Genomic DNA, 21,418 nt, shown 5'->3' on the forward strand with positions numbered 1-21,418 from the left:
CTAGTTTGATTTAACAGGTTTCTTATCCTGCTTATCTTTATTTGTTCTTCTTGCATAATCTGCAACCAATTTATAATAGGCATTCGCCATCATCCAAATGCTTTCTTTTTCATCTTCAAAAAAGTCGATGTTAAAGCCATCTAAATTATTATTCAATGTCTTGAGGTAATCTTTTAGGACGATGGAGCCACCACCAACAAAATAGCATATCTCGGTTTGCGAATTTTTTTGCCATACGTTTCTTAATAAACGGTATTGCTTCTTCGCTAAGTCTAAAAGAATGCGATCTGTAATGTCATGAACGCTTGTGCGGCTACCTTTAACCATAATATGGTTGCGATTGTTTTTTCTTGTAATAATCTCTACGACATCGCGGCGGCTATCAAGCTCTATACCATGTTTTGATCTTATTTCTTCTCTAATCGCTTCTAAAGATTCAGACACACCTAAATTAAAGCCTTGAGCTTTATCATCATCCACATTTCGATCTTTAATAACTGCGATATCTGTTGATAAACCACCAATATCCTGAATAAGTATGCGTTTATCTATTAAGTCTTTATTAATAATATTTAATTGATTGTCCATCACCAAATTAATGAATGCAGCAAAGCCTTCAGGATAAACTTTAACATCATCAAATTTAATATTAACCTTTATCCCTTGATATTTAGGCGTAATTAAAAATTCAACTTGATGAACAGACCCCATTAATTTAGAACGATAACCTGAATCTTTACCTTCTTTAGCTTCTCTCAATGGAAGGCCTGTACCTAATAAATAATTCGCATCCACCACATTACCAGATCTCTTAAATGTAGCTCCTTTTTCTTCGTTAACTGCATCCAATGCCAATGCTGTAAATAACATGACCAATGTTTGATCTTCTTCAGATTTACTACTGCCTGGATCAAGCTCTGACGCGTTATCACTTTTGGTTGCTAAATGCCCAACACGATAGATTGCATTATTCTCTTTCAAAGCAGGGGAGTGGACACGAATATGTATGCCATCTAGCGGATCCTTACTATTTAGCTCTTCAATTCCAATGACTGGTCTATCCTCAATATCTCTTGCTACGACATTCGGTAAATTAAGCTCGTTCTCTACCTTACCAAAAATAGCTTTAAGCGAATCATTACCAACATCGACAGCCGCAATTCTTGTATTCGTCATCTCTTATCCAACCCTTTCATTCTCATAAATTTGAGTTAATAGTTTAAGAGTAATAGAGAATGAAGTAATAAGCAATGAAACAGGGTGAAAAGTTACCAAAACGTAAAAACGTAAACAAACAGCAAAATTACGCATACTTGCATACTTTAATGTTTACAAGAATACACAACAAGCACACACGTTGATATAACAATATGTATACACTTTTGCATACTTGTACACATATTAAAGACCACATGTAAACAATAACGTAAACTTGCACACTTATTTCGTTTACATGCATTCAATTACAGAATACATGTAAACACAAACCTTCCTACCTCCTATTTGTTTATAAAAAATATTAAAGGGAACGATACTATCATGCCCTTAGGGAAGTCTATTGAAAGTGAATAAATGAAAGTATGAGAATCATTTAAGCAGAAAATACTATCAATGGTTTATAGTTCCCACTTGAGGGTTTTCGAATTTACATATAATTACCAAAATTTGCTGAAATGTAATTAACATGATTAGACTTTTTGATAAAGTCCACCTATTATACTTCTCCCTAAAACATTATTATTTTATTATCCGAATAATCTTAATATAATTTTTTCAAAAAGGATCATTCCCATTAAATCAATATTTATACGTTCACATGGCTAAAATATACTTATCTTTGATTTGACAAAAATCTGAAAAACATTATTATAGTATAAGTAAAAAAAGGAGGAAGTTATATGTCTGACGACAAACAACGTATTGTCGATAGTGTGCCTCAGAAGGGATTTTTTGGACACCCTAAAGGTTTATTCACACTATTTTTCACTGAATTTTGGGAGCGCTTTTCCTACTATGGAATGAGAGCCATCCTTGTTTACTACATGTATTATGAAGTTTCACAAGGCGGTTTAGGTCTTAGTCAAACAACGGCTTTATCTATAATGTCTATATATGGTTCACTTGTTTACATGTCTGGAATCATTGGCGGTTGGTTCGCTGACAGAATATTTGGTACTTCTAAAGCTATTTTCTATGGCGGAATCCTTATTATGCTTGGACATATCGCATTGGCTATTCCTGGAAGCGTTGCCATGTTTTTCGTATCCATGGTATTAATTGTCTTGGGAACTGGTTTATTAAAGCCTAATGTATCAAGTGTTGTAGGCGATATATATAGTGAAAATGATAGTCGCCGTGATGCAGGGTTCAGTATTTTCTATATGGGAATTAACCTTGGTGGTTTCCTTTCTCCTCTAATCGTTGGTTCACTAATGGATACAAGTTTCCATCTTGGATTTGGTGTGGCTGCGGTTGGTATGTTTGTTGGATTAGTCACTTTCCAAGTAACTAAGAAAAAATATTTAGGTCTAGCAGGTACTCAGGTACCTAACCCATTAGCAACAAATGAAAAGAAACGAGTATTTACACAAATAGGATTAGGTATCCTTATTGTTGCTATTCTAGTTGCTGTAGGTATTCCTACTGGATATTTAACATTTGAAAGTCTTGTCTTTATTGTCGGAATTTTAGGAGTAGGAATTCCAATAATATACTTTACTGTTATGTACAGAAGTAAGAAAACGACAGATGTGGAACGCTCAAGATTAATTGCCTATATACCTTTGTTCATTGCAGCAGTTATGTTTTGGGCAATTCAAGAGCAAGGTTCAACAATCTTAGCCAGTTATGCAGACAATCGTACGGATTTAGAATTTATGGGAATTACTATTTCCCCAGCATGGTTCCAATCTCTTAATCCTTTATTCATTATTGTATTGGCACCAATGTTTGCTTGGTTATGGGTGAAGCTTGGTGATCGTCAACCTACGATTCCACAAAAGTTCTCTCTCGGATTACTATTTGCAGGGCTTTCTTTTATCGTTATTCTTGTACCTGGATATTTCGCTGCAGACGGTGCATTAGTAAGCCCACTTTGGTTAGTATTAAGTTATTTTATTGTTGTACTTGGTGAACTTTGTTTATCACCAGTTGGTTTATCAGCAACGACAAAACTAGCTCCAACTGCATTCTCTGCACAAACAATGAGCCTTTGGTTCTTAGCAAGTGCAGCAGCTCAGGCCATCAATGCACAAGTGGTTAGATTTTATTCAGCTGAAACAGAAGTACTTTATTTCGGTATTATTGGTGGTTTATCCATTGTCCTTTCACTCGTTCTTTTCTTGGTTGCACCAAAAATCCAGAAAAAAATGCGAGGAATTAAATAAATCCATAGAAAAAGATGAACCTATACGACGGTTCATCTTTTTCTTTCGCTTAAACCTCTACTTCTGTACCAATTCCCTGTATTTTGGCTTTATCATATACAGCTGCTGCAGCTGCTAAGTCAAAATAAGCAGCTCCAACAGATTTGAAGAAAGTAATTTCTTCCTCTGATTCTCTTCCCTTAATGGTATGTGCTGCTAATTCTGTAAGCTCTCCATGTAGCTCATTAAATTGCCAATCACCTTTATTATTAGGAATAATAAAGTCACCAGCTTCTTCTTTTACACCTTCTATCGTATCAGCAACCACTTTACTCGCTCGTTTTAATGTTTCAACGTCCACTTCTTGCATATTAGGTAAATAAGATCCAATGCCATTGATATGTGTACCTTGCTGCAAACTAGCTCCTTTGAATATTGGTTCCACTGCTCGTGTACTACAATTGACAATATCAGACCGTTTCACAGCATCATCAGGATCTGCTACCACTTCCACTTTCCCTTTATAATTTGGCAGGATCTCTCTCATTCGGTTATAAAAGTTCTCCGCTCTTTCCCTTGTACGGTTATATAAATATATATGATCAATATTTCTGACTTCGCATACAGCTTGTAGTTGCTCCTCTGCCATTGCACCACAACCAAGCACGGCAACAGATTTTGCGTCTTTTTTTGCTAAGTATTTTGTTGCGACGCCACTAAGCGCTCCCGTTCTTAATCTAGTTAAATAAGATGCATTCAGACAAGCCACGTGTGTACCGTTTTCTGTATCTGATAACAAGATGACACCTTGGGTTGTTTTTAACCCTTCTTTAGGGTTCTCAGGAAAGATTGTGACTATTTTTACTGCAGCTTTCTTCATTGTCTCCATTGCACTAGGCATATATAATGCCGATGCTTTTTTTGAAGGAATATCTAAAACAGTTCTTTGTGGACTCGCGATTTTACCTTGATGATGAGCAACAAGTGCTGCTTCCATATCCTCAATCGCATCTTTCATTACATATAATGTTTTAATTTCTTTCTCTGATAAAACAAGCATAAAAACATCTCCCTTACAACTATTGACCACATCTCATAAAGCCCGATACGATGACGTACCGAGCTTTTAAATTAACAATCTACTACATGGCTACATCTTGATCTAATTCTTGTTTACTTTTTTCACGTACAGCAATCATGGCAATGAGAGAAATCGCAGCACATAATATAATATATAATGCCACCGGTACATAGGAACCATTAAAGTAGGCAAGTAATGCAGTAGCGATTAATGGCGCGGTTCCACCTGCTACCGCAGCACCAATTTGATAACCTAATGTAATACCCGTATACCGAACATTTGATTTAAAAATTTCTGAGAACATTGTTCCTAAGACGGCTGTAATCGGTGCCCAGACAATCCCTAATCCTAAGACAGTTGCAATGACAAGCCAAGTAACCGTTCCTTGCTGTAACATCCAAAAATAAGGGAAAGCAAAAACAGCCATTGCTATTGTACCACCAATATAGAGTTTCTTCCTACCGATCTTATCAGAAAGACTCCCCATGATAGGAATAAGAATAGTTGTAACAATGGTTCCTACTGTCACAGCATTTAGGGTCGCTGTTCTTGAAAAGCCTAATTCGCTCGTTGCATATGAAACGATAAACGTACCGAAAATATAAAACGGCGCGGTTTCTACTACTTTTGCTCCTACTGAAATGAGTACTTCTCTCCAAGAGGTTTTAAATGTTTCAACGATTGGTATTTTAGCAATCTCTCCACTTTCTTGTGCCTTTTTAAACGATGGTGTTTCATCGATTCCTTTACGGATCCAAAGACCAAAGAAGACGAGTAATGCACTCATGATAAACGGAACACGCCAACCCCATGAAAGAAACTGCTCTTCAGGTAATAATGTCATAATAGACAGCGCAATAGTTCCAAGAAGCATACCGATAGTTACCCCCATTTGTGGGACACTACCGAATAATCCACGTTTTTCCTTTGGGGCATATTCTACAGCTAATAAAACAGCTCCACCCCACTCTCCTCCGAGTCCAATTCCTTGAATAAGACGAAGAATAATCAGCAGAATAGGTGCCATGACACCAATGGTTTCATACGTTGGTAAGAAGCCCATTAATACAGTAGATCCACCCATAATGGTTAATGTTAATACTAATGTTTTCTTTCTCCCTACCCTATCACCAATATGGCTGAAGATTACTCCACCTAGTGGTCGAATAAAGAATGCTAACGCAAATGAAGCATATGCCAACATTAAGCCGACTGTTGGGTCATCACTATGGAAGAAATATTCATTAAATACAAGAGCAGCAACCGTACCATAGAGAAAATAATCAAACCATTCAATCGAGCTTCCAACAAGGCTAGCAATTAATACTTTTCTATTCTGAGCTTTACTCATTCTAGCACCTCCCTATAATTATAAGAAATATCAAAATATTGTATTTTCAATATAATAGTATATTTATACAAAAAAATCTATAGTTTTCTAAAAAAAGTTCTTTTAACTTATTTAATTGGTTCATAATAGACTGAATGCACAAGAAGCTATGCTAGTAAAAGATTTTCTCACCAAATCACTTTATAAGAATAATAATTAATAGATACTTCTTATTATCTGCACTAAATCCTGCATTACTGGACATAATAGAGGTATATAACTTTGATTTCCTACAGCACTTTCTTTTTCTCTGACCTTATGATATTTATGTTATAGAGCTGTTATCAGTATTGGAGTGACTTTTGTGATCGAAAAGAAAAAAGCTTTACCTATTTTGTTTGCTGTTATGTTTCTCGTTATGTCCGGATTTGGTGTCATTATTCCGGTTATACCATTCTATGCAGAAGAAATTGGGGCAACCCCTTCGCAATTAGGTTTATTAATGGCCGTTTATTCACTTATGCAATTTATCTTCGCACCATTATGGGGACGTGTGTCTGACCGTTATGGCAGGAAACCAGTCATGCTCATCGGCATATTAGGTCTCTCACTTTCGTTCTTCTTAATGGCTTTATCTAGTGAATTATGGATGTTATTTGTCGCACGCATCATTGGAGGAACGCTGTCTGCAGCAAATATGCCAACAGCGATGGCTTATGTTGCTGATATCACGACAGAGGAAGACCGTGCAAAAGGCATGGGGATGATTGGCGCTGCAACAGGTTTAGGCTTTATATTTGGCCCAGCAATAGGTGGGGTATTTTCCCAAGCAAGTTTAAGTACACCCTTTTATGTAGCAGGAACTCTCTCGCTAATTACGAGTCTTTTCGTCCTTTTTGTTTTAAAAGAATCGTTACCTGCAACAGGTACAGGCGAAGGTAGAGAGCGTCCTTCATTTTGGGAAGCGTTTAAAGGCACGACCTCCATTTTATTTATCTTGAATCTGTGTGTATCTCTGTCTCTTGCAGGATTAGAGGCTACCTTTGCTTATTTTGCTTTTCAAAAAGCAGGGCTACAGCCAACAGAACTAGGTATCATTTTTATGATAATGGGCTTCGGTTCTGCTCTTGTTCAAGGCGGGTTAGTCGGGAGGCTCTCTAAGAAATATGGAGAAGGAGCAGTCATTCAAGGGGGCATAATCGTCAGTGTGATTGGTATGGGGCTTATTTTAACATTAGATACCTTCTTAACCGCGGCAATCTTCCTTACAATTTTCGGAATGGGCAATGGCGCGATAAGACCTGCAGTGTCAAGTCTATTAACAAAATCAGCAAAAGGAGCGCATGGCAATATAACAGGGCTTTTATCCTCTTTTGATTCCTTAGGAAGAATACTTGGTCCTCCTCTCGGCGGGTTATTATTTACTGTTTCGATTGGATTTCCTTATATTTCAGGAATGATTCTTTCCGTTTGTGCATTATTATTATTTCAAGTTTACCGTATGAAAGCACCAGGTAAAAAAAGCTTTGAAGCTTAAAAAAGGCTGTCTATGTAAGGCAGCCTTTTAATGTTGACTTGGGAAATAGCGTTTTTTAAGCTGTGTCGACGCAAGTTCTAATAGTATCGCAACAAGGAGAATACAATAGGTGATAAAACCAACTTCTCTTAAATCAAAGTAGAATCCCGATGCCATAAAGAGTTCAAAGCCAATGCCACCTGCCCCTGCGGCCGCCCCCATTGCAACAGCAACTGAAAAATTGATTTCAAAACGAAGAAATGTCCATGATAAAAGATAAGTCATTGTAGATGGTAAAACTGCATGAACGATAGTTTGCCACCAGCCAGCACCTGTCGACCGTAACGCTTCAAGCACCCCTTTATCCACTTCCTCAAATGATTCGGAGAAAGCTTTTACCAAATAGGCTACGGAATGGAACAGCATGCCTAGAACAGCTGCCGTACTCCCTAATCCAGCTGCAATAGCAAAAATCAAAACCCATAAAACCGTTGGAACCGCTCGTATGAACGCGACATACGTTTTAATCACTTTAGCTATACCTTGATTTGATAAGTTTTCCGCTGATAATAATGCAAGGAAAAAGGCAATTACGGCTCCAATTACTGTCGATAGAACGGCTAATGCTAATGTAACACCAACTTGATACAACGCTTCACCCCAAGAAAAGTGAGTTAAAGCTGGCGTAAGGAACATTGTCTGTAAATTCGTCATTGTCTCCTTTAATGCGGAAGTTAACTGAAAGCCGGTATAGTCAAAAAAAAGGAAGGCAGCAACAGTTACAATGCCGAGGCTCCATAGAATCGCCTTTAATGTATAGTCAACCTTATTGCCTATTTTTATATTAATTCGACCCGTTTTATCTCGCTTTATATAGGCTATTCCCATTATAAGATCACCTTCCTGATACGGTTCGATGTGAGTTCTATGGCGATGACTGTAAGGATAATTAATAATGTCACCAGCGCAACCGCTTCATAATTTAAGGTCTTATAATACAGGTCAAATGTATAGCCGATACCTGTACCTGTCAAAATGCCAACCAAAGTTGCGCTTCTTATATTCGTTTCGATCATAAACAACATCCAACTCAACATTTGTGGTAATGCCTGTGGAATAACGGCTTTAGAGATGACTTGAAAATATGTGGCCCCCGTCGCCGTTAAGGCTTCAAAAGACTTTAAGCCCACTTCATCAATCGTTTCCATAAACGCTCTCGTCAAAAAGCCAACTGTACCAACAAATAGAGCAAGAAATCCGGTTAGTGAGTTTTGTCCAAATGAGAGTAGAAGAATTAACGCCCATGCTACGACAGGGATATTTCTCGCGACAGAAGCTATCCCTCTAGATAAACCCGCCATTAATCCATTACGCCTCGTCGTTGTTGAACCTGATATTCCGAGGAAGAAAGAAATGAATGCCGCTATCGTTGTCGCAGCTACTGACATGAGAATGGTTTCTACCAATTTCAACATAATGTCAGGAAACTCACGCCAAGTATCCGCCGTAATCCATAAATTTTCAACCATCCATAGACCAGCTGTTGGAATAGCTAACAAGCTTTGATAAAAGTCAAATTGGACCATCTCAATCGATAACCATGTGAAGCAACAAACGATAATCAGCAAGAAGAGATGTTGCCATTTTCTACTTAATCGTTTTTGATCTGTTAACATATTCGCCTTCCTCATACCGTTATAAGCTCTCTTGTATCCATACCATAGACTTCTCCAATATGATGAGTGTCTAATTGTCTATTTGGCCCATTAAAAACTAAATGTCCTTTATTTAAACCGATAATTCTATTCGAATAGGATTGGGCTACCTCGACTTGATGGAGGTTAACGATACAAGTGATACCCATTTCTTCGGTAATAGACTTCAGATAATCCATAATAACCTTGGAAGAATGAGGATCTAATGACGCAATCGGTTCGTCACATAAGATGAGCTTCGGATCTTGGATAAGTGCGCGGCAAATTCCTACTCTTTGCTGTTGTCCTCCACTTAGTTGGTCACAGCGTTTATAAGCATGTTCAGCGATGCCCAGCTTCTCTAGGAGATAGAAAGCTCTTTCTTTTTCTTCTTCACTAAAAATACCGAACATTCCTTGTAAAGTTGACTTATATCCGAAGCGCCCATGAAGTACATTTTCGATAACTGTTAAACGTGGGACAAGATTATAATGTTGAAAGATCATCCCGATATTGGCTCTTTCTTTTCTCAATGACTTTCTGCCAAGTGTAAGAATGTTTTCCCCATTAAAAAGGATTTCGCCACTATCCGCTTCCACTAAGCGATTGATGCATCGCAATAAGGTTGATTTTCCGGCTCCTGATGGACCAATAACCGATAAAAATTCACCTGTTTCAACAGTAAAATCGATATTTGTTAGTACACGGTGATCTTGATAGGATTTATTTAGTCCCCTTATTTCTAATAATGCCAAAGGATTTCGCCTCCTCATAGATTACTTAGATAGCTCTCTTATCGGGTTAAACCATTCATCATCCACTGGCGCTAATCTTTCTTCACCAGATTTAAAGAATAAAGCCGATTGATCTGAACCCTCAGGAACAAAGATTTTCTCATTATTTGCTACTTCGTCACTCGATAAGTAGTCTTGTAGCTTTTTAAAACCATCCTCCCCTAAAAGGTCGATATTGCCAACAAAAGGTGCATTTAAAACCGGTGTGACACTAATGAGCACAAATTCTTTACCCTTTACAAGACTAAATGGCTCAGCTGCATTATCTTTTACGCGATAAATCGAACCCGGACGATTCGCTTCGCCTTCCACAAGCTCAACATAATTTTCTACACATGTATCACAAAAAGCTGCTACATCAGCACTTCCCTTTAACAAATTAACCGCAGACCCTTGATGTGAATTGCCGAACAATACCTGAGAGAATAATGGGCCACCTTCCATTAAATCTTCTTCTGTTAAACTTTTATCACTAAAATGGGCAATCAAATCAGAGGCAGGTACTTTAAATCCTGATGTGGAACTATTTGATACAAATGACATTTTTTTATCAGCAATTGTATCTAAAGAAAATTCCCCATTTTCTTTATAGTTATTTACATCATCAACATTGACAGCTAACCAGCTATGATAAACGGCATCGTCTAACGTGCCTGATTCTCCTGTTGAAACAACTAATGGTTGAATAGCGTCATTACGCTCTTTCGCTTCTATATAACCTTGTGCACCCATAAAAGCGAGCTCCGCATTGTTATTTACCATTGTCTCAATAGAAATCGCATAATCCGTTGTTAAATGGTGCTTCACTTCACGACCTGTTGCCTCAGCAATTACCTCACCAATGTCATCTCTTGATGATTTCATATCTGATCCTGATTCACTTGGATACCAAACAATATCGACAACATCATCACTTGCAGAAGCCTCGCTATTTCCTTCTTCTGAGCAAGCACCAAGTAACAAAGTCAATAATACAAGCAGCAACCAACCATATGATTTTTTACCCATTTTCATTCACTCCCTTTATTTACGATTTAACTTATTTCACTTTAATTTAAGCATAATAATCTACATAAAAGACTGAATTTACTGTCTTTTTACACGAAATATACCGGCTTTCACTAATCATTTACAAACCAAATAATCAGTTAACAATCGGTTTAGAGGCGACTCATAGTCCCCCATACGGACTGATGAACCAAATGCACCGTGATAATCTGAACCACCTGTCATAAGAAGACCATACCTTGCCATAAGGATATCAATTCTTTGGTGATCCGCTTCACTATGATCAGGATGATTACGCTCAACACCATCCAATCCAATCTGACTATCTACAAGCTCTTCAATCAGATCATAGGAATCAAGTTGACCAGGATGGGCAATTACAGCAAATCCACCATCTGCTTTAATCGCTCGAATGGCATCATATACGTCCACATAAGCAATATCCCCAGCAGCTACTCCCCCTCCTTTAAACAGTGAACGATACAACTTTTTATATGCTTCTGAGTCGTAAGGTTCTGACGTAATGGCCGCCATAATATGTTGCTTATAAATCGTCTCACTTGGTGAGGCGATTTGCGTTATTGCTTTTATAGACAAATGGGTGCCTTGCTGTTGAATTTGCCCAATTTGCCAAATGGAATGGGCTTGTCTCCGCTTAAGCACTTCATTACATAATGCTAAAATATGCCCTTTGTTAGCATCATAATGGTAGCCTAGTACGTGTACTTTTCGGTTTCTTTTGAAATCAAATGCGGAAATTTCAATCCCAGGAATAAGCTGAATCTGATATGTTTCGGCCCATTTCAAGGCTTCCCCTTGCCCTTTTACCGTATCATGGTCAACGATGCTAATATGTGTGATACCGGCCGCTGCAGCTTTTTCCATAACCACTTGAATGGAATCTGCGCCATCTGAAAAATCGCTATGAACATGTAAATCCGCCTTCCTCATAACGCCGCTCCTGCCCTTTTGAACGATTGCTGGCTCATTTCAAAAATATGATCACATAATTCATCCATAAATTCGATATCATGGAAAACCCCTAGCAATGTTGTCCCACTTTCCTTTAACTTTTGAATCACTTCTTTCACCTTTTGTTTGGACTGTTGATCAAGACTTGCTGTTGGCTCATCTAAAAGGAGTAGCCTTGGCTTTTTAACGGCTGCGATGGCGATGTTTAACCTTAACTTTTCCCCACCTGAAAACGTATTAGGGTACGTATCCCATAGTTTGCGATCAAGTTCAAAATGAGAAAGCACTTCCTCTGCTTCTTTTTGTGCTTCTAATAATGACCGCCCCGTCTCCAAAACAGATTGCTCTACTAATTCGCGGGCGGTTGTTCGTGGCATGACATTTAAAAATTGTGACACATACCCAATTTCATATTTTCGTAAATAGATGATCTCCCTTTCTGACGCTTTTTGCAGATCAATCCATCCATATTTCTCTGAGTCAAAATAAATCCGCCCCGCCTCAGGTAAATATGTGCGATAAATACTTTTTAAGATCGTTGATTTCCCACTGCCACTTTTGCCCGTGATCCCGATAAATTCACCTTGGTTCATTGAGAAGTTCAACTGTTGCACAGCATGAATCGTCTGACCTAAATGCACAATTTGAAAATTCTTCTCCAGACCTTCAATTTTTAAGAATGTCATCGTATTACCTCCTCCATCGCCAGGTTTTTTCGGTAATTTGTTGTCGTTATCACAACACCATTAACCATTGTTAATGTTACAGTTGGAAAACCATCATCCAATTTCTCAATGATGAGTAAATCGGCTTTATAGCCAGGTTTGATAGAACCAATTTCATGATCAAGGTTTACTGCCTTCGCTGGCTTTGAAGTGACCATTTGGAACATATCTAGGAGGTTCTGATCATACTTATCATGGAGCGTAAAGATAGAATGGAGTAAGGCCGATGGATAATAATCACTACATAAAATATCTGCACATTGATGGCGAATCGCTTCTGCTGCAGATAAATTGCCTGAGTGCGAGCCGCCTAAAAGGATATTGGGCGCCCCAACGATTGTATATAGACCGCTCTGCTTCGCTTTTTTAGCAACCTCTAATGTAATTGGAAATTCACTGATTGTTGTCCCAATGGATTGGACGAGGTCAATCTTATCTTTGTGGTCATCATCATGTGAAGCAATGCTAACCCCTTGCCTTATCGCTATTTCAGCAATCTCTTTCATCATGTCAATCGTCATCACTTTTGAAGATAGGCGGTCTTGGATAATGCGATTTAACTCCTGTTCTGTTAAATCACGATAACCACGCATCGTTTCACGAAAAACTTCTAAATTGCGATACTGACCTTGACCTGGTGTATGATCCATAAAAGATAGCAGGTGAATTTTACCTGAACGGAGGTTCTCTATTAAACGGCCGACACCTTCCAGATTATCTATTTCAAAACGAGCATGTAGGCGATGGCGAATAAGATGTTGCTGCTCGGATGTTTCCGTAATCGCTTCGACTAATTTCTGTACATTTTCTGGTAAGCGCATCGGCTTATGGGTGAAAATATCCTCCCGGTAGAAAGAAAGTGAATGAAACATCGTTGTAATCCCGTGTCCAATGAGGATCTTTTCTGCTTCACGCAGGCCCATTTGGACATTCATCATACTTGTCGGTCGCGGCGAGATGATAGATTCAATATAATCAGAGTGAATATCTATAAATCCTGGAGAAATATAACCCCCGTTTGCATCTATTCTTTCAACATTGGTAAATGAAGTGAGTTCATCTTCTTTTACAATCGCCTTGATCCGTTCTTCTTCTACTAATACTGCATGTTTTTCTAGCATTCTATCTTCAAGTACAATCACACCGTTATGAATAATATACATATGCACCCTCCTCTTTTATAGCAACGAATAAACAAGCTGTTGTGTGTAAGCGTCTTGAGGATCTTCAAGGATTTGATCTGTTAGCCCTTTTTCGATTACTTCCCCATTTAACATCACCATTGTGCGGTCAGCTAGCATACGAATAACGGCTAAGTCATGCGATACCACAATCATGCTGATACCCATCTCACGTTGAATCGTTTTAATTAAATCAAGGACACTGGCTTGCACAGATAAGTCTAACCCGGTCGTTACTTCATCTAAGAAAAGAATAGGAGGATAGTTAGAAAGGGCTTTTGCAATCTGCACACGCTGCTGCATTCCCCCTGAGAACCGCTTGGGTTCTTCTTTCATTCTAAAAAGGGGAAGATGGACTTTGTCGAGCAATTCCGTTCCGACACGCTCCATTTCACCGACATGGCGATTGCCTGCTGCAATGAGTTTCTCAGCGATATTTCCAATAGAGGAAAAGTTCATCTTCAACCCTTTTGCTGGATTTTGATAAACCATTCCGAGGATATGGTTGCGCACATATCTTTTTTGCTGATTCGAAAGAGCAAAAATGTTTTTCTCCTTAAAATCTTCATGGTTGATAAACATTTCCCCACCTGTCGCAGTCTCATCAAAATATAAACATTGCATAAGCGTAGATTTCCCACTCCCACTTTCGCCAACAATCCCTAATATTTCCCCGGGAAATAATTCAAACGTGATATTTCGACAGGCATACACTGTCCCACAATAAGGGCAAAAATTCTTTTCTAACTGTCTCGTATCTTGATGCTGACAATGACTACAGCTTCTTCCAAACACTTTTTCTAATTGCTGGACTTGTAAGATAGGTTCATCACGCATAGCTTATATCCCCTTTTCCTTGAATCGCCCCATTTACTTGTGCTAAACAATGGTGAGAATCATTACATTGGTAATACACCTTATCCTTATCTGCATCTATGATCTCATCCAAAAACGTATCGGTTGACCCGCATAAATGACAAGCTTGTTCTGCGAAAGATTCGACAGTAAATGGGTAATCCTCAAATGCTAATGAACGGACATCTGTATAAGGTGGAACCGCATAAATTTTCTTTTCTCGTCCTGCCCCTAATAAAATAAGTGCTTCTGAATGATTCATTTTATGATTATCAAATCGGGGAATAGGACTCGGTGCCATCACATAACGGTCAGCTACATAGACGGGGTGGTCCGCCCCTGTTTTGGTCTGACCATATTTCATAATTTGTTCAAATAACTGTAGCCAAGCACCGCTGTATTCTTCTTCCGCATGAAGAATTTTCGTTTGTCTTTCACTCTTTTCTACTGACCGCAATGGTTCTGGAGCAGGGACCTGCAAGACGAGCACTTGACCTTCTGTTAAAGGCTGCTCAGGGATGCGATGTCTTGACTGAATAATCGTTGCTTCTGCCGTTCCTTCCGTAATGGCAATGCCTGTCGTTTTTTCAACTAGTTTTTTGATATTGACTGCATTAACCGATTCATCTGACCCTTGATCAATCACCTTTAATACATCGTCTTTGCCAATGATGGATAGCGTCACCTGTAATCCACCTGTACCCCAGCCTCTAGCGATAGGCATTTCCCTCGAAGAAAAGGGCACTTGATAACCTGGAATACTAATCGCTTTTAAGATCGTTCTTCTAATCTCTTTTTTTGAGCCTTCATCGAAGAAAGCAAAATGATGGAGTCTTGTCATAATTATTACTCTCCTTTCTGTCCTTTTCTTGCACGATCGAGCTTAGATTGGAAAGTCACATAATGAGGAAGTTTCAAATGCGAAATGAACCCTGTCGATTCAACGGAATCAATATGCAATAAAACAAACTCCTCGTCATGTGTAGGAAAATCAGATGATGGGTGCTGCAAGCATTGATCTAAAATACTCATCGCTATCGCCTTTGTCTCATTTTGCCCGTAGCACATCCCATAGCCGATTTCAAAGTCGAGGGCTTCTTCACTTTCCTCACTCGCGCCCTTTACCGGCACAAATGACTCCACTTCTGTCACTTCAATAGCACCTATATAATAATGCTCTTCCTCACATTCATGTGGCGATGAGATGTGAATAGGCATCATACCCACCCTCAACTCCCCTACATTGGGATGAACTTGACCGTATCCCCGCATAGAAGCATAACCAAGAGAAGTAACTGCACCTGTCTGTCCCCTTGTTAATGTCTGCAACCTTGCACTTCGATTGGCAGGAAATTGGAGGCTCTTCTTTGTGACATCAAAAGGCTCGCGATTATCATCTACATAAGTTTGCACAAGACCGTTTTTCCTTAAATATTCCACAACTTTAGGGAAAATTTGTGATGATGGCTGCTCTCTCAGCTGATCGATTTTTTCTTTATAATGCTGCAACCATTGTTTCTCATCTTGTTGATTCTCTATTAATAAATCAAAATCTAACAATCTATGTGTATAATCCGTTGTTGCTCCTAATATTTGTCCACCAGGGATATCTTTAAAACTAGAAGAGATCCGCCTAGAAATGCGCATATCTTCTGTCTGAATTGCTTCGCTATAATACAATCGTGGTAATGTCGAACGATGGGCACGCAAGGTAAATACGGCCTCCTCCATATTCCCTTCCGATTGTTTAATAGCCAGCGCAGCTAACATAGGCGCATACAGACTAGCTTCAGACATCACCTGATCTACTAAACCCTTCATCGTGGCAAGAATTGTTTCAATTTCTATATGCCTTTCACCTTTCAGCCGGTTATAACGAAGGCGTTCAATGGAGGCTTCGATAGCCTCTGTCCCTCCTTTAACGGCAACATATCCCATTACTTACTCACCTCACTGATTACTGTTGTCCTTGGTAAACAAACAAGCTTACCTACTTGGTCCGTTATCACGATATCGATTCCTAGCGGAAATTCTTGATTTTTCTCTTCACGTGCTTGGTTGATTGTCTGAGAATAAGCGAGCTTTAAACGCTTATCCTTCTTGATCCCCGGTCCTTTTAATAGCCATTCTTGTCCTGATGACAACTCTGGGGTCTCAATAATAATGGTGGCAGAAAGTTGAGGGTCGATTAAACTACCTTTTTTCGCCGATTGGATAGCGCTTATTAGACCAGCTTGTGGTAAATCAGCTGTAATGATGATAAAATCGGCTTCACTTTCCTCCACATGCTTGGCTAATGTCAGTTGGGAGATTCTTTGGACGAGTGACGTATGGTTCCCTTTAATATGGAAAGTTGCCTCGCTATCGAGTAAGGTGACCATCGTTAAAAAGGTAGAATGATAACAATCAATTGGATGGTCAATTTGAATCATTTGCTTAGCTAAACTATTTGTTTTACCAGGCTGTGCCATGCCATCCATTACCTTGCGAAAAACAGCTTGTGTGTCATGGATATAATCAAGTGGCATTATTTTCACTCCCTTAAATTGACATCGTTTCAAAGGACACTTTTGTTTCCATTAATTGTGCCTGCTCTTTGTTTTCCTGATTGATGATTGCTTCTTCTTTCGCTTGGAGAAGTTGATTCCATCTCGCCATAATCGGCAATTTTGCGCCATAAGCGGCATCAATGATGGCAAGGTCACGAGACCACTCTTCTTCTAGACCGATGACCATTCCCTTACCTATGCTGCCCTCTATTTCTACCATCGTCTCCGTCATTAATACTTCCCCTAGATAAAATAGGGATCGCTTGGCTGTTTCTCTTACCTTCAGCATTGTTAAACCGTTTCTCGGTGCAACTATTTCTTTTACGTCGTAATGTTCGGTCACCTCTCTCGCCATCTCCTTAGCCAACGAGGCTCCCGCCTTCACTAAAATCGTTGTTCTTCTTTTTCGATTCATCTCCCTACCTCCTCTCGCAAGTTCATCGTAACTTGGCGCCAAGCTGTTGTGTTTTAATTTATTTTTAATATTGTGTAAATAAGGATTTACATGGCGGACACCTTTATAGAATCAACCCTTGCAAAAAAACCCCTCTCCTTTTTTGTGGTGAGGGGTCTTTGAAAATGAATATAGCTATAATGGTTTCGAGCTTGAGCTGCTTTTTTTGAGGTTATTAATGTGGTTGTCAGCTAGTAGGGTGAGTAGATCGGTGGTCGGTGGTTGCTCTCGCTTATCAAGCGATTATCTACCATATTCCGTTTTCGTTTCGAAATATTGTTCAATTATGACCTTAATTTCATGATACCCTTTGATATCGAGCCTCTACGGGTATAATTATTCCGCCGCAAAAGCCAGGAGTATCAGAGGCTGGTACGCCCTTCCATACAAGGTGATCATGTCCGCATCTCCATATAAATTTGGCGACAATATCCTTCAAACTGTTGTCAGCCTCATCCAATCAAAATATATATTCTTATATGAGCGTTTAAAACTGAGAATGTGTGTAAAACATGGTTTCACGCAAGAGGATGATGGACTTGGCTTTGTATTGCGCGCAAACCTTAGTTTCGCGCAACATACTTTGGGATTCGGCTTTGTATTGCGTGCAAACCTTAGTTTCGCGCAACATACTTTTGGATTTAGCTTTGTTCTGCGCGCAAACCTTAGTTATGCGCAACATACTTTTGGATTTGACTTTGTTCTGCGCGCAAACCTTAGTTTCGCGCAACATACTTTTGAATTTAGCTATGTTCTGCGCGCAAACCTTAGTTACACGCACCATTCTTTTGGATTTGGCTATGTACTGCGTGCAAATCTTAGCTACACGCAACATACTTATAGATTTGACTATGTATTGCGCGCAAATCATGTTTTCTCTCTCTCATCGTTCTCTCTAGCTATATATATCTAAAACCAAGCAATCGGCCCCATTTTACCGGAGCCGATACTTAAATTTATCACTTCTATAAAGAATGCACGTTCGTTCTAGTATTTTTTCAGTGTCTTCGCATACGGTATGACTTTCAAGACAAATAAGTGGGAGAATATTATTGCACTTGAGCAACTCTTGCTCATAGGCGGAGGGAAATTGTACGCTTAATACTGCTCCATTATTGGTGAAGTGATGAAAACCATGAGCTCGGTAATAGGCGAACATGGATGTAATTGTCGGCGCATCTTTTTTAATAGTAGGGAAAACCTCTGTATTGACATACGATTGATGAATAGCAATTGGCTCCCCATTAATATAGCGAAGTCTCGACAATATATAGGTTTGGTTCTCTTTATCTATCTCATTAGCTGGGGAAAATAGATTCACCGTTTTCAAATCATAACCGGAAGCTAGCATTTTATCTGTAAAACTTTCGCCCCCCGATAAGTGTAAATGAATCACATCTGATTCAGGCTTTAAATACCGCCCTTTTCCGCGAACGGAATAAAGGTGGCCTCGACCTTCTAAGTGTTGTAACGCTTTTCTCACAGTCATTCTTGGCAACTGAAACTCTTCTGCTAATTGATTTTCAGATGGGAACTTCTCACTCAATAGATACTCACCTGCAATGATTCTTTTCACTAATTCATCAATTAATAACGCTTCACTATACATCCCTCTCACCTCTCGCCTTTATTTTACCAAATGAAGGGCTTTAATTTCAGAATTGATGAAAGTAAGTTTATAATAAAAGCATGATCACTAAAAGGAGGAATCATGATGTATATTGTAACGAATCGCATTAAAATGAAAAAAGGTTTTGCTGAAAGATTAGCACCTAACTTCACCAAGCCAGGTCCTCTACAAGAAATGGAAGGTTTCATTAAAGTGGAAACCGTTATTACACAAAACTTAGAAGAACATGATGAATTGAATGTGAATATGTATTGGGAAGACCTTGATAGCTTCCAATCTTGGAAGGAAAGTGACATATTCAAACAAGCACATAAACGCCCAGAACCAAAACAAGGGGAAGAGCCTAAAGAATCTCCAATGCTTGGTAGCGAACTCGTTATCGGGAAAGTAGCAACGACAGTTGAAGCTATCGGAAAATAACGGATAAGAAGATCGTCGCTGTACGGTCTTCTTTTTTTCTAGAAGGTTGTCCTCCCTTTCGTTTTTAATATAATATATGGAAAAACAAGTGTGGTGAAAAGATGTTTACTCTCTTACTTATAGAAGACGATGAAAGCTTATATCGGGAGATCAGAGAAAGGTTAGAACAATGGTCATATAACGTGAATGGAATTGATGATTTCTCAAAAGTAATTGAACGATTTTCAGAGGTTAAGCCCGACCTCGTAATCATAGATATTCAATTGCCTAAATATGACGGCTTCCATTGGTGTCGTATGATTCGTAACCATTCTACTGTCCCAATTATTTTCTTATCTTCTCGTGATCACCCGACAGATATGGTCATGTCTATGCAACTTGGAGCGGATGATTTTGTGCAAAAGCCTTTTCATTTCGATGTACTTGTGGCAAAAATCCAAGCTTTATTAAGAAGAGCCTATAACTATACGGCTGATTCTCAGACACTACAAACATGGTATGGAGCTAAAATCGATTATGAGAAATATGCGGTTTCTAACGAACACGGTGAGATTACCTTAACGAAGAACGAAATGTTTATTCTTAAACAATTGCTTCAACACAAAAATAAAACACTAAGCCGTGATGAACTTATAAAAGCTCTATGGGATGATGAGCGATTTATTAGTGACAATACTTTAACCGTTAATGTGAACCGGCTAAGAAAACGGCTGGAGGAAATCGATTTAGGCAAACATATACATACAAAGGTAGGACAAGGTTATATGGCAATGGAAGAGGACTATTAATATGGTGTTTACTTTTTTAAAAGAACGAATAAGTTGGATACTTCTCTTCCTCTTCTCTCTGATGCTTATCATTGTATTTGCTTATATTGATCCTGGATTATCAATGTATTCGACCCTCTATATGGTTGGGATCCTGCTGGTTATTTTCATTATCTTTCTATTCTTGCGGTTTATAAAAGAGGTCTCCTACTACCGCCGATTAGAAAATTGGGCACCTGGACTTGATCTCCACTATTTAGAAGAGGCCGGCTCACCTTTTGAAAAAATCATTGAATCTAGTCTTCAGAAACAAACGCAGCAATTAGAGGTGGAAAATCAACAGATCAAATTGGAGATTGAACAAGAGAAAGATGAATTATTGCGATGGATTCATGAGGTAAAGACCCCTTTAACGGCAATGAAACTCATCATTGATCGCCTAGAGCATCCAAGCTCGAAATCAGCTTTAGCTAACGAGTGGCTTCGCATTCATTTACTGCTTGATCAGCAGCTTCACCATAAACGTATGCCAACTTTAGAAAATGATCTTTATATTGATAAGGTCTCACTTGAGGAAATATTATTTAGGGAAATACGAGACTTGCAATCTTGGTGCATGCAAAAAGGGATTGGTTTTGAACTGGATCTTGCAGTGAAAGAAGTGACAAGTGATGGTAAATGGCTTGGGTTTGTGATTAGGCAGATTTTATCTAATGCAGTAAAATACAGTCACTCATCCGAAATTACCATTGAATCACAGGCACTTGGAGACATTAACGTTCTCACCATTTCAGATAAAGGGAAAGGCATTTCACAAAAAGATTTACCGCGTATATATGACAAGGGATTCACCTCAACAGCTGACCATGCAGGACATGCTGCTACAGGAATGGGGCTTTATTTGGCCAAAAAAGCAGCTGATACATTAAAAATAAACATTCAAGTTAGTTCAATCATAAATGAAGGGACGACAGTAACACTTGTGTTCCCTAAAATGAATGATTTCGTTCATATAAGAATGACAACGAAGTGACAATAATGTCACACACAATGATATTTTGTTCGCTGAATCGAAGG

General features: G+C 38.8%; 22 protein-coding genes. 6 read left to right on the forward strand and 16 right to left on the reverse strand.

The genetic code is table 11. The features are described from left to right. Nucleotides 1–1,176: a ParM/StbA family protein gene (locus LG276_RS22555; protein WP_224936866.1), complete on the reverse strand. Its 1,176-nt coding sequence runs from the start codon at nt 1,174–1,176 to the stop codon at nt 1–3. A gap of 722 nt (nt 1,177–1,898) precedes the next feature. Here LG276_RS22555 and LG276_RS22560 point away from each other — a divergent pair. Then, nucleotides 1,899–3,386 (forward strand): peptide MFS transporter, encoded by a 1,488-nt coding sequence (locus LG276_RS22560; protein WP_404292977.1) that lies wholly within the window; start codon nt 1,899–1,901, stop codon nt 3,384–3,386. A 49-nt stretch (nt 3,387–3,435) separates the two neighbouring features. On the opposite strand, the gene LG276_RS22565 is transcribed toward LG276_RS22560, so the two are convergent. Further along, nucleotides 3,436–4,425, reverse strand: a complete 990-nt coding sequence (locus LG276_RS22565) for an ornithine cyclodeaminase family protein (RefSeq protein ID WP_224936868.1) — start codon at nt 4,423–4,425, stop codon at nt 3,436–3,438. A gap of 82 nt (nt 4,426–4,507) precedes the next feature. Next, entirely contained in the window at nt 4,508–5,797 is a 1,290-nt protein-coding gene (locus tag LG276_RS22570) for an MFS transporter (protein WP_095371459.1), read from the reverse strand. 346 nt (nt 5,798–6,143) lie between these two features. Between LG276_RS22570 and LG276_RS22575 the strand changes: the two genes are divergently transcribed. Further along, nucleotides 6,144–7,313 carry an MFS transporter gene (locus tag LG276_RS22575; protein ID WP_224936944.1) on the forward strand — a complete coding sequence of 390 codons (1,170 nt, stop codon included), beginning with the start codon at nt 6,144–6,146 and terminating at the stop codon, nt 7,311–7,313. Nucleotides 7,314–7,340: 27 nt separating this feature from the next. On the opposite strand, the gene LG276_RS22580 is transcribed toward LG276_RS22575, so the two are convergent. From LG276_RS22580 to phnG, 12 genes are all read right to left on the reverse strand, one after another. Further along, a complete protein-coding gene (locus tag LG276_RS22580; RefSeq protein WP_251162386.1) occupies nt 7,341–8,180 on the reverse strand; it encodes an ABC transporter permease subunit in 840 nt (279 codons plus the stop codon). Continuing rightward, the gene (gene phnE, locus LG276_RS22585; protein ID WP_251162387.1) at nt 8,180–8,968 is read right to left on the reverse strand and encodes a phosphonate ABC transporter, permease protein PhnE; all 789 of its coding nucleotides are present in this window, start codon (nt 8,966–8,968) and stop codon (nt 8,180–8,182) included. Before phnE ends, LG276_RS22580 begins: the two co-directional genes overlap by 1 nt. 11 nt (nt 8,969–8,979) lie before the next feature. Then, nucleotides 8,980–9,741 (reverse strand): phosphonate ABC transporter ATP-binding protein, encoded by a 762-nt coding sequence (gene phnC / locus LG276_RS22590; RefSeq protein WP_281202824.1) that lies wholly within the window; start codon nt 9,739–9,741, stop codon nt 8,980–8,982. 21 nt (nt 9,742–9,762) lie between these two features. Next, nucleotides 9,763–10,788: a PhnD/SsuA/transferrin family substrate-binding protein gene (locus tag LG276_RS22595; protein WP_404292980.1), complete on the reverse strand. Its 1,026-nt coding sequence runs from the start codon at nt 10,786–10,788 to the stop codon at nt 9,763–9,765. A gap of 117 nt (nt 10,789–10,905) precedes the next feature. Continuing rightward, the gene (locus LG276_RS22600; RefSeq protein ID WP_404292982.1) at nt 10,906–11,739 is read right to left on the reverse strand and encodes a PHP domain-containing protein; all 834 of its coding nucleotides are present in this window, start codon (nt 11,737–11,739) and stop codon (nt 10,906–10,908) included. Continuing rightward, nucleotides 11,736–12,446, reverse strand: a complete 711-nt coding sequence (locus LG276_RS22605) for a phosphonate C-P lyase system protein PhnL (RefSeq protein ID WP_095371454.1) — start codon at nt 12,444–12,446, stop codon at nt 11,736–11,738. Before LG276_RS22605 ends, LG276_RS22600 begins: the two co-directional genes overlap by 4 nt. Beyond that, complete coding sequence (gene phnM / locus LG276_RS22610) at nt 12,443–13,648, reverse strand: phosphonate metabolism protein PhnM (RefSeq protein ID WP_404292984.1); 1,206 nt, start codon at nt 13,646–13,648, stop codon at nt 12,443–12,445. Before phnM ends, LG276_RS22605 begins: the two co-directional genes overlap by 4 nt. A 15-nt stretch (nt 13,649–13,663) precedes the next feature. Further along, nucleotides 13,664–14,503: an ATP-binding cassette domain-containing protein gene (locus LG276_RS22615; RefSeq protein WP_404292986.1), complete on the reverse strand. Its 840-nt coding sequence runs from the start codon at nt 14,501–14,503 to the stop codon at nt 13,664–13,666. Then, nucleotides 14,496–15,362 carry an alpha-D-ribose 1-methylphosphonate 5-phosphate C-P-lyase PhnJ gene (locus tag LG276_RS22620; RefSeq protein ID WP_224936876.1) on the reverse strand — a complete coding sequence of 289 codons (867 nt, stop codon included), beginning with the start codon at nt 15,360–15,362 and terminating at the stop codon, nt 14,496–14,498. Before LG276_RS22620 ends, LG276_RS22615 begins: the two co-directional genes overlap by 8 nt. 5 nt (nt 15,363–15,367) lie before the next feature. Further along, on the reverse strand, nt 15,368–16,459 hold the full coding sequence (locus LG276_RS22625; protein ID WP_404292988.1) for a carbon-phosphorus lyase complex subunit PhnI: 1,092 nt from the start codon (nt 16,457–16,459) through the stop codon (nt 15,368–15,370). Continuing rightward, nucleotides 16,459–17,049, reverse strand: coding sequence for a phosphonate C-P lyase system protein PhnH (gene phnH, locus LG276_RS22630; RefSeq protein ID WP_404292990.1), 591 nt, complete (start codon nt 17,047–17,049; stop codon nt 16,459–16,461). Before phnH ends, LG276_RS22625 begins: the two co-directional genes overlap by 1 nt. A 13-nt stretch (nt 17,050–17,062) precedes the next feature. Further along, nucleotides 17,063–17,485, reverse strand: a complete 423-nt coding sequence (phnG, locus tag LG276_RS22635) for a phosphonate C-P lyase system protein PhnG (protein WP_251162395.1) — start codon at nt 17,483–17,485, stop codon at nt 17,063–17,065. Nucleotides 17,486–17,921: 436 nt separating this feature from the next. On the opposite strand from phnG, the gene LG276_RS22640 reads away from it, so the two are divergent. Then, on the forward strand, nt 17,922–18,437 hold the full coding sequence (locus LG276_RS22640) for a hypothetical protein (protein WP_404292992.1): 516 nt from the start codon (nt 17,922–17,924) through the stop codon (nt 18,435–18,437). A gap of 21 nt (nt 18,438–18,458) precedes the next feature. On the opposite strand, the gene LG276_RS22645 is transcribed toward LG276_RS22640, so the two are convergent. Beyond that, on the reverse strand, nt 18,459–19,133 hold the full coding sequence (locus LG276_RS22645; RefSeq protein WP_404292994.1) for a GntR family transcriptional regulator: 675 nt from the start codon (nt 19,131–19,133) through the stop codon (nt 18,459–18,461). A gap of 105 nt (nt 19,134–19,238) precedes the next feature. Here LG276_RS22645 and LG276_RS22650 point away from each other — a divergent pair, with 105 nt between their 5' ends. The 3 genes from LG276_RS22650 (at nt 19,239) to LG276_RS22660 (ending at nt 21,374) form a co-directional block, all read left to right on the forward strand. Continuing rightward, entirely contained in the window at nt 19,239–19,574 is a 336-nt protein-coding gene (locus tag LG276_RS22650; protein WP_281202833.1) for a heme oxygenase, read from the forward strand. 101 nt (nt 19,575–19,675) lie between these two features. After that, nucleotides 19,676–20,362, forward strand: coding sequence for a response regulator transcription factor (locus LG276_RS22655; RefSeq protein WP_224936882.1), 687 nt, complete (start codon nt 19,676–19,678; stop codon nt 20,360–20,362). 1 nt (nt 20,363) lies between these two features. Then, a complete protein-coding gene (locus LG276_RS22660) occupies nt 20,364–21,374 on the forward strand; it encodes a sensor histidine kinase (protein ID WP_251162397.1) in 1,011 nt (336 codons plus the stop codon). Nucleotides 21,375–21,418 lie beyond the last annotated feature (44 nt).

Origin of the sequence: Cytobacillus kochii (assembly GCF_044790165.1) — a bacterium.
Lineage (GTDB): Bacteria > Bacillota > Bacilli > Bacillales > Cytobacillaceae > Cytobacillus > Cytobacillus kochii.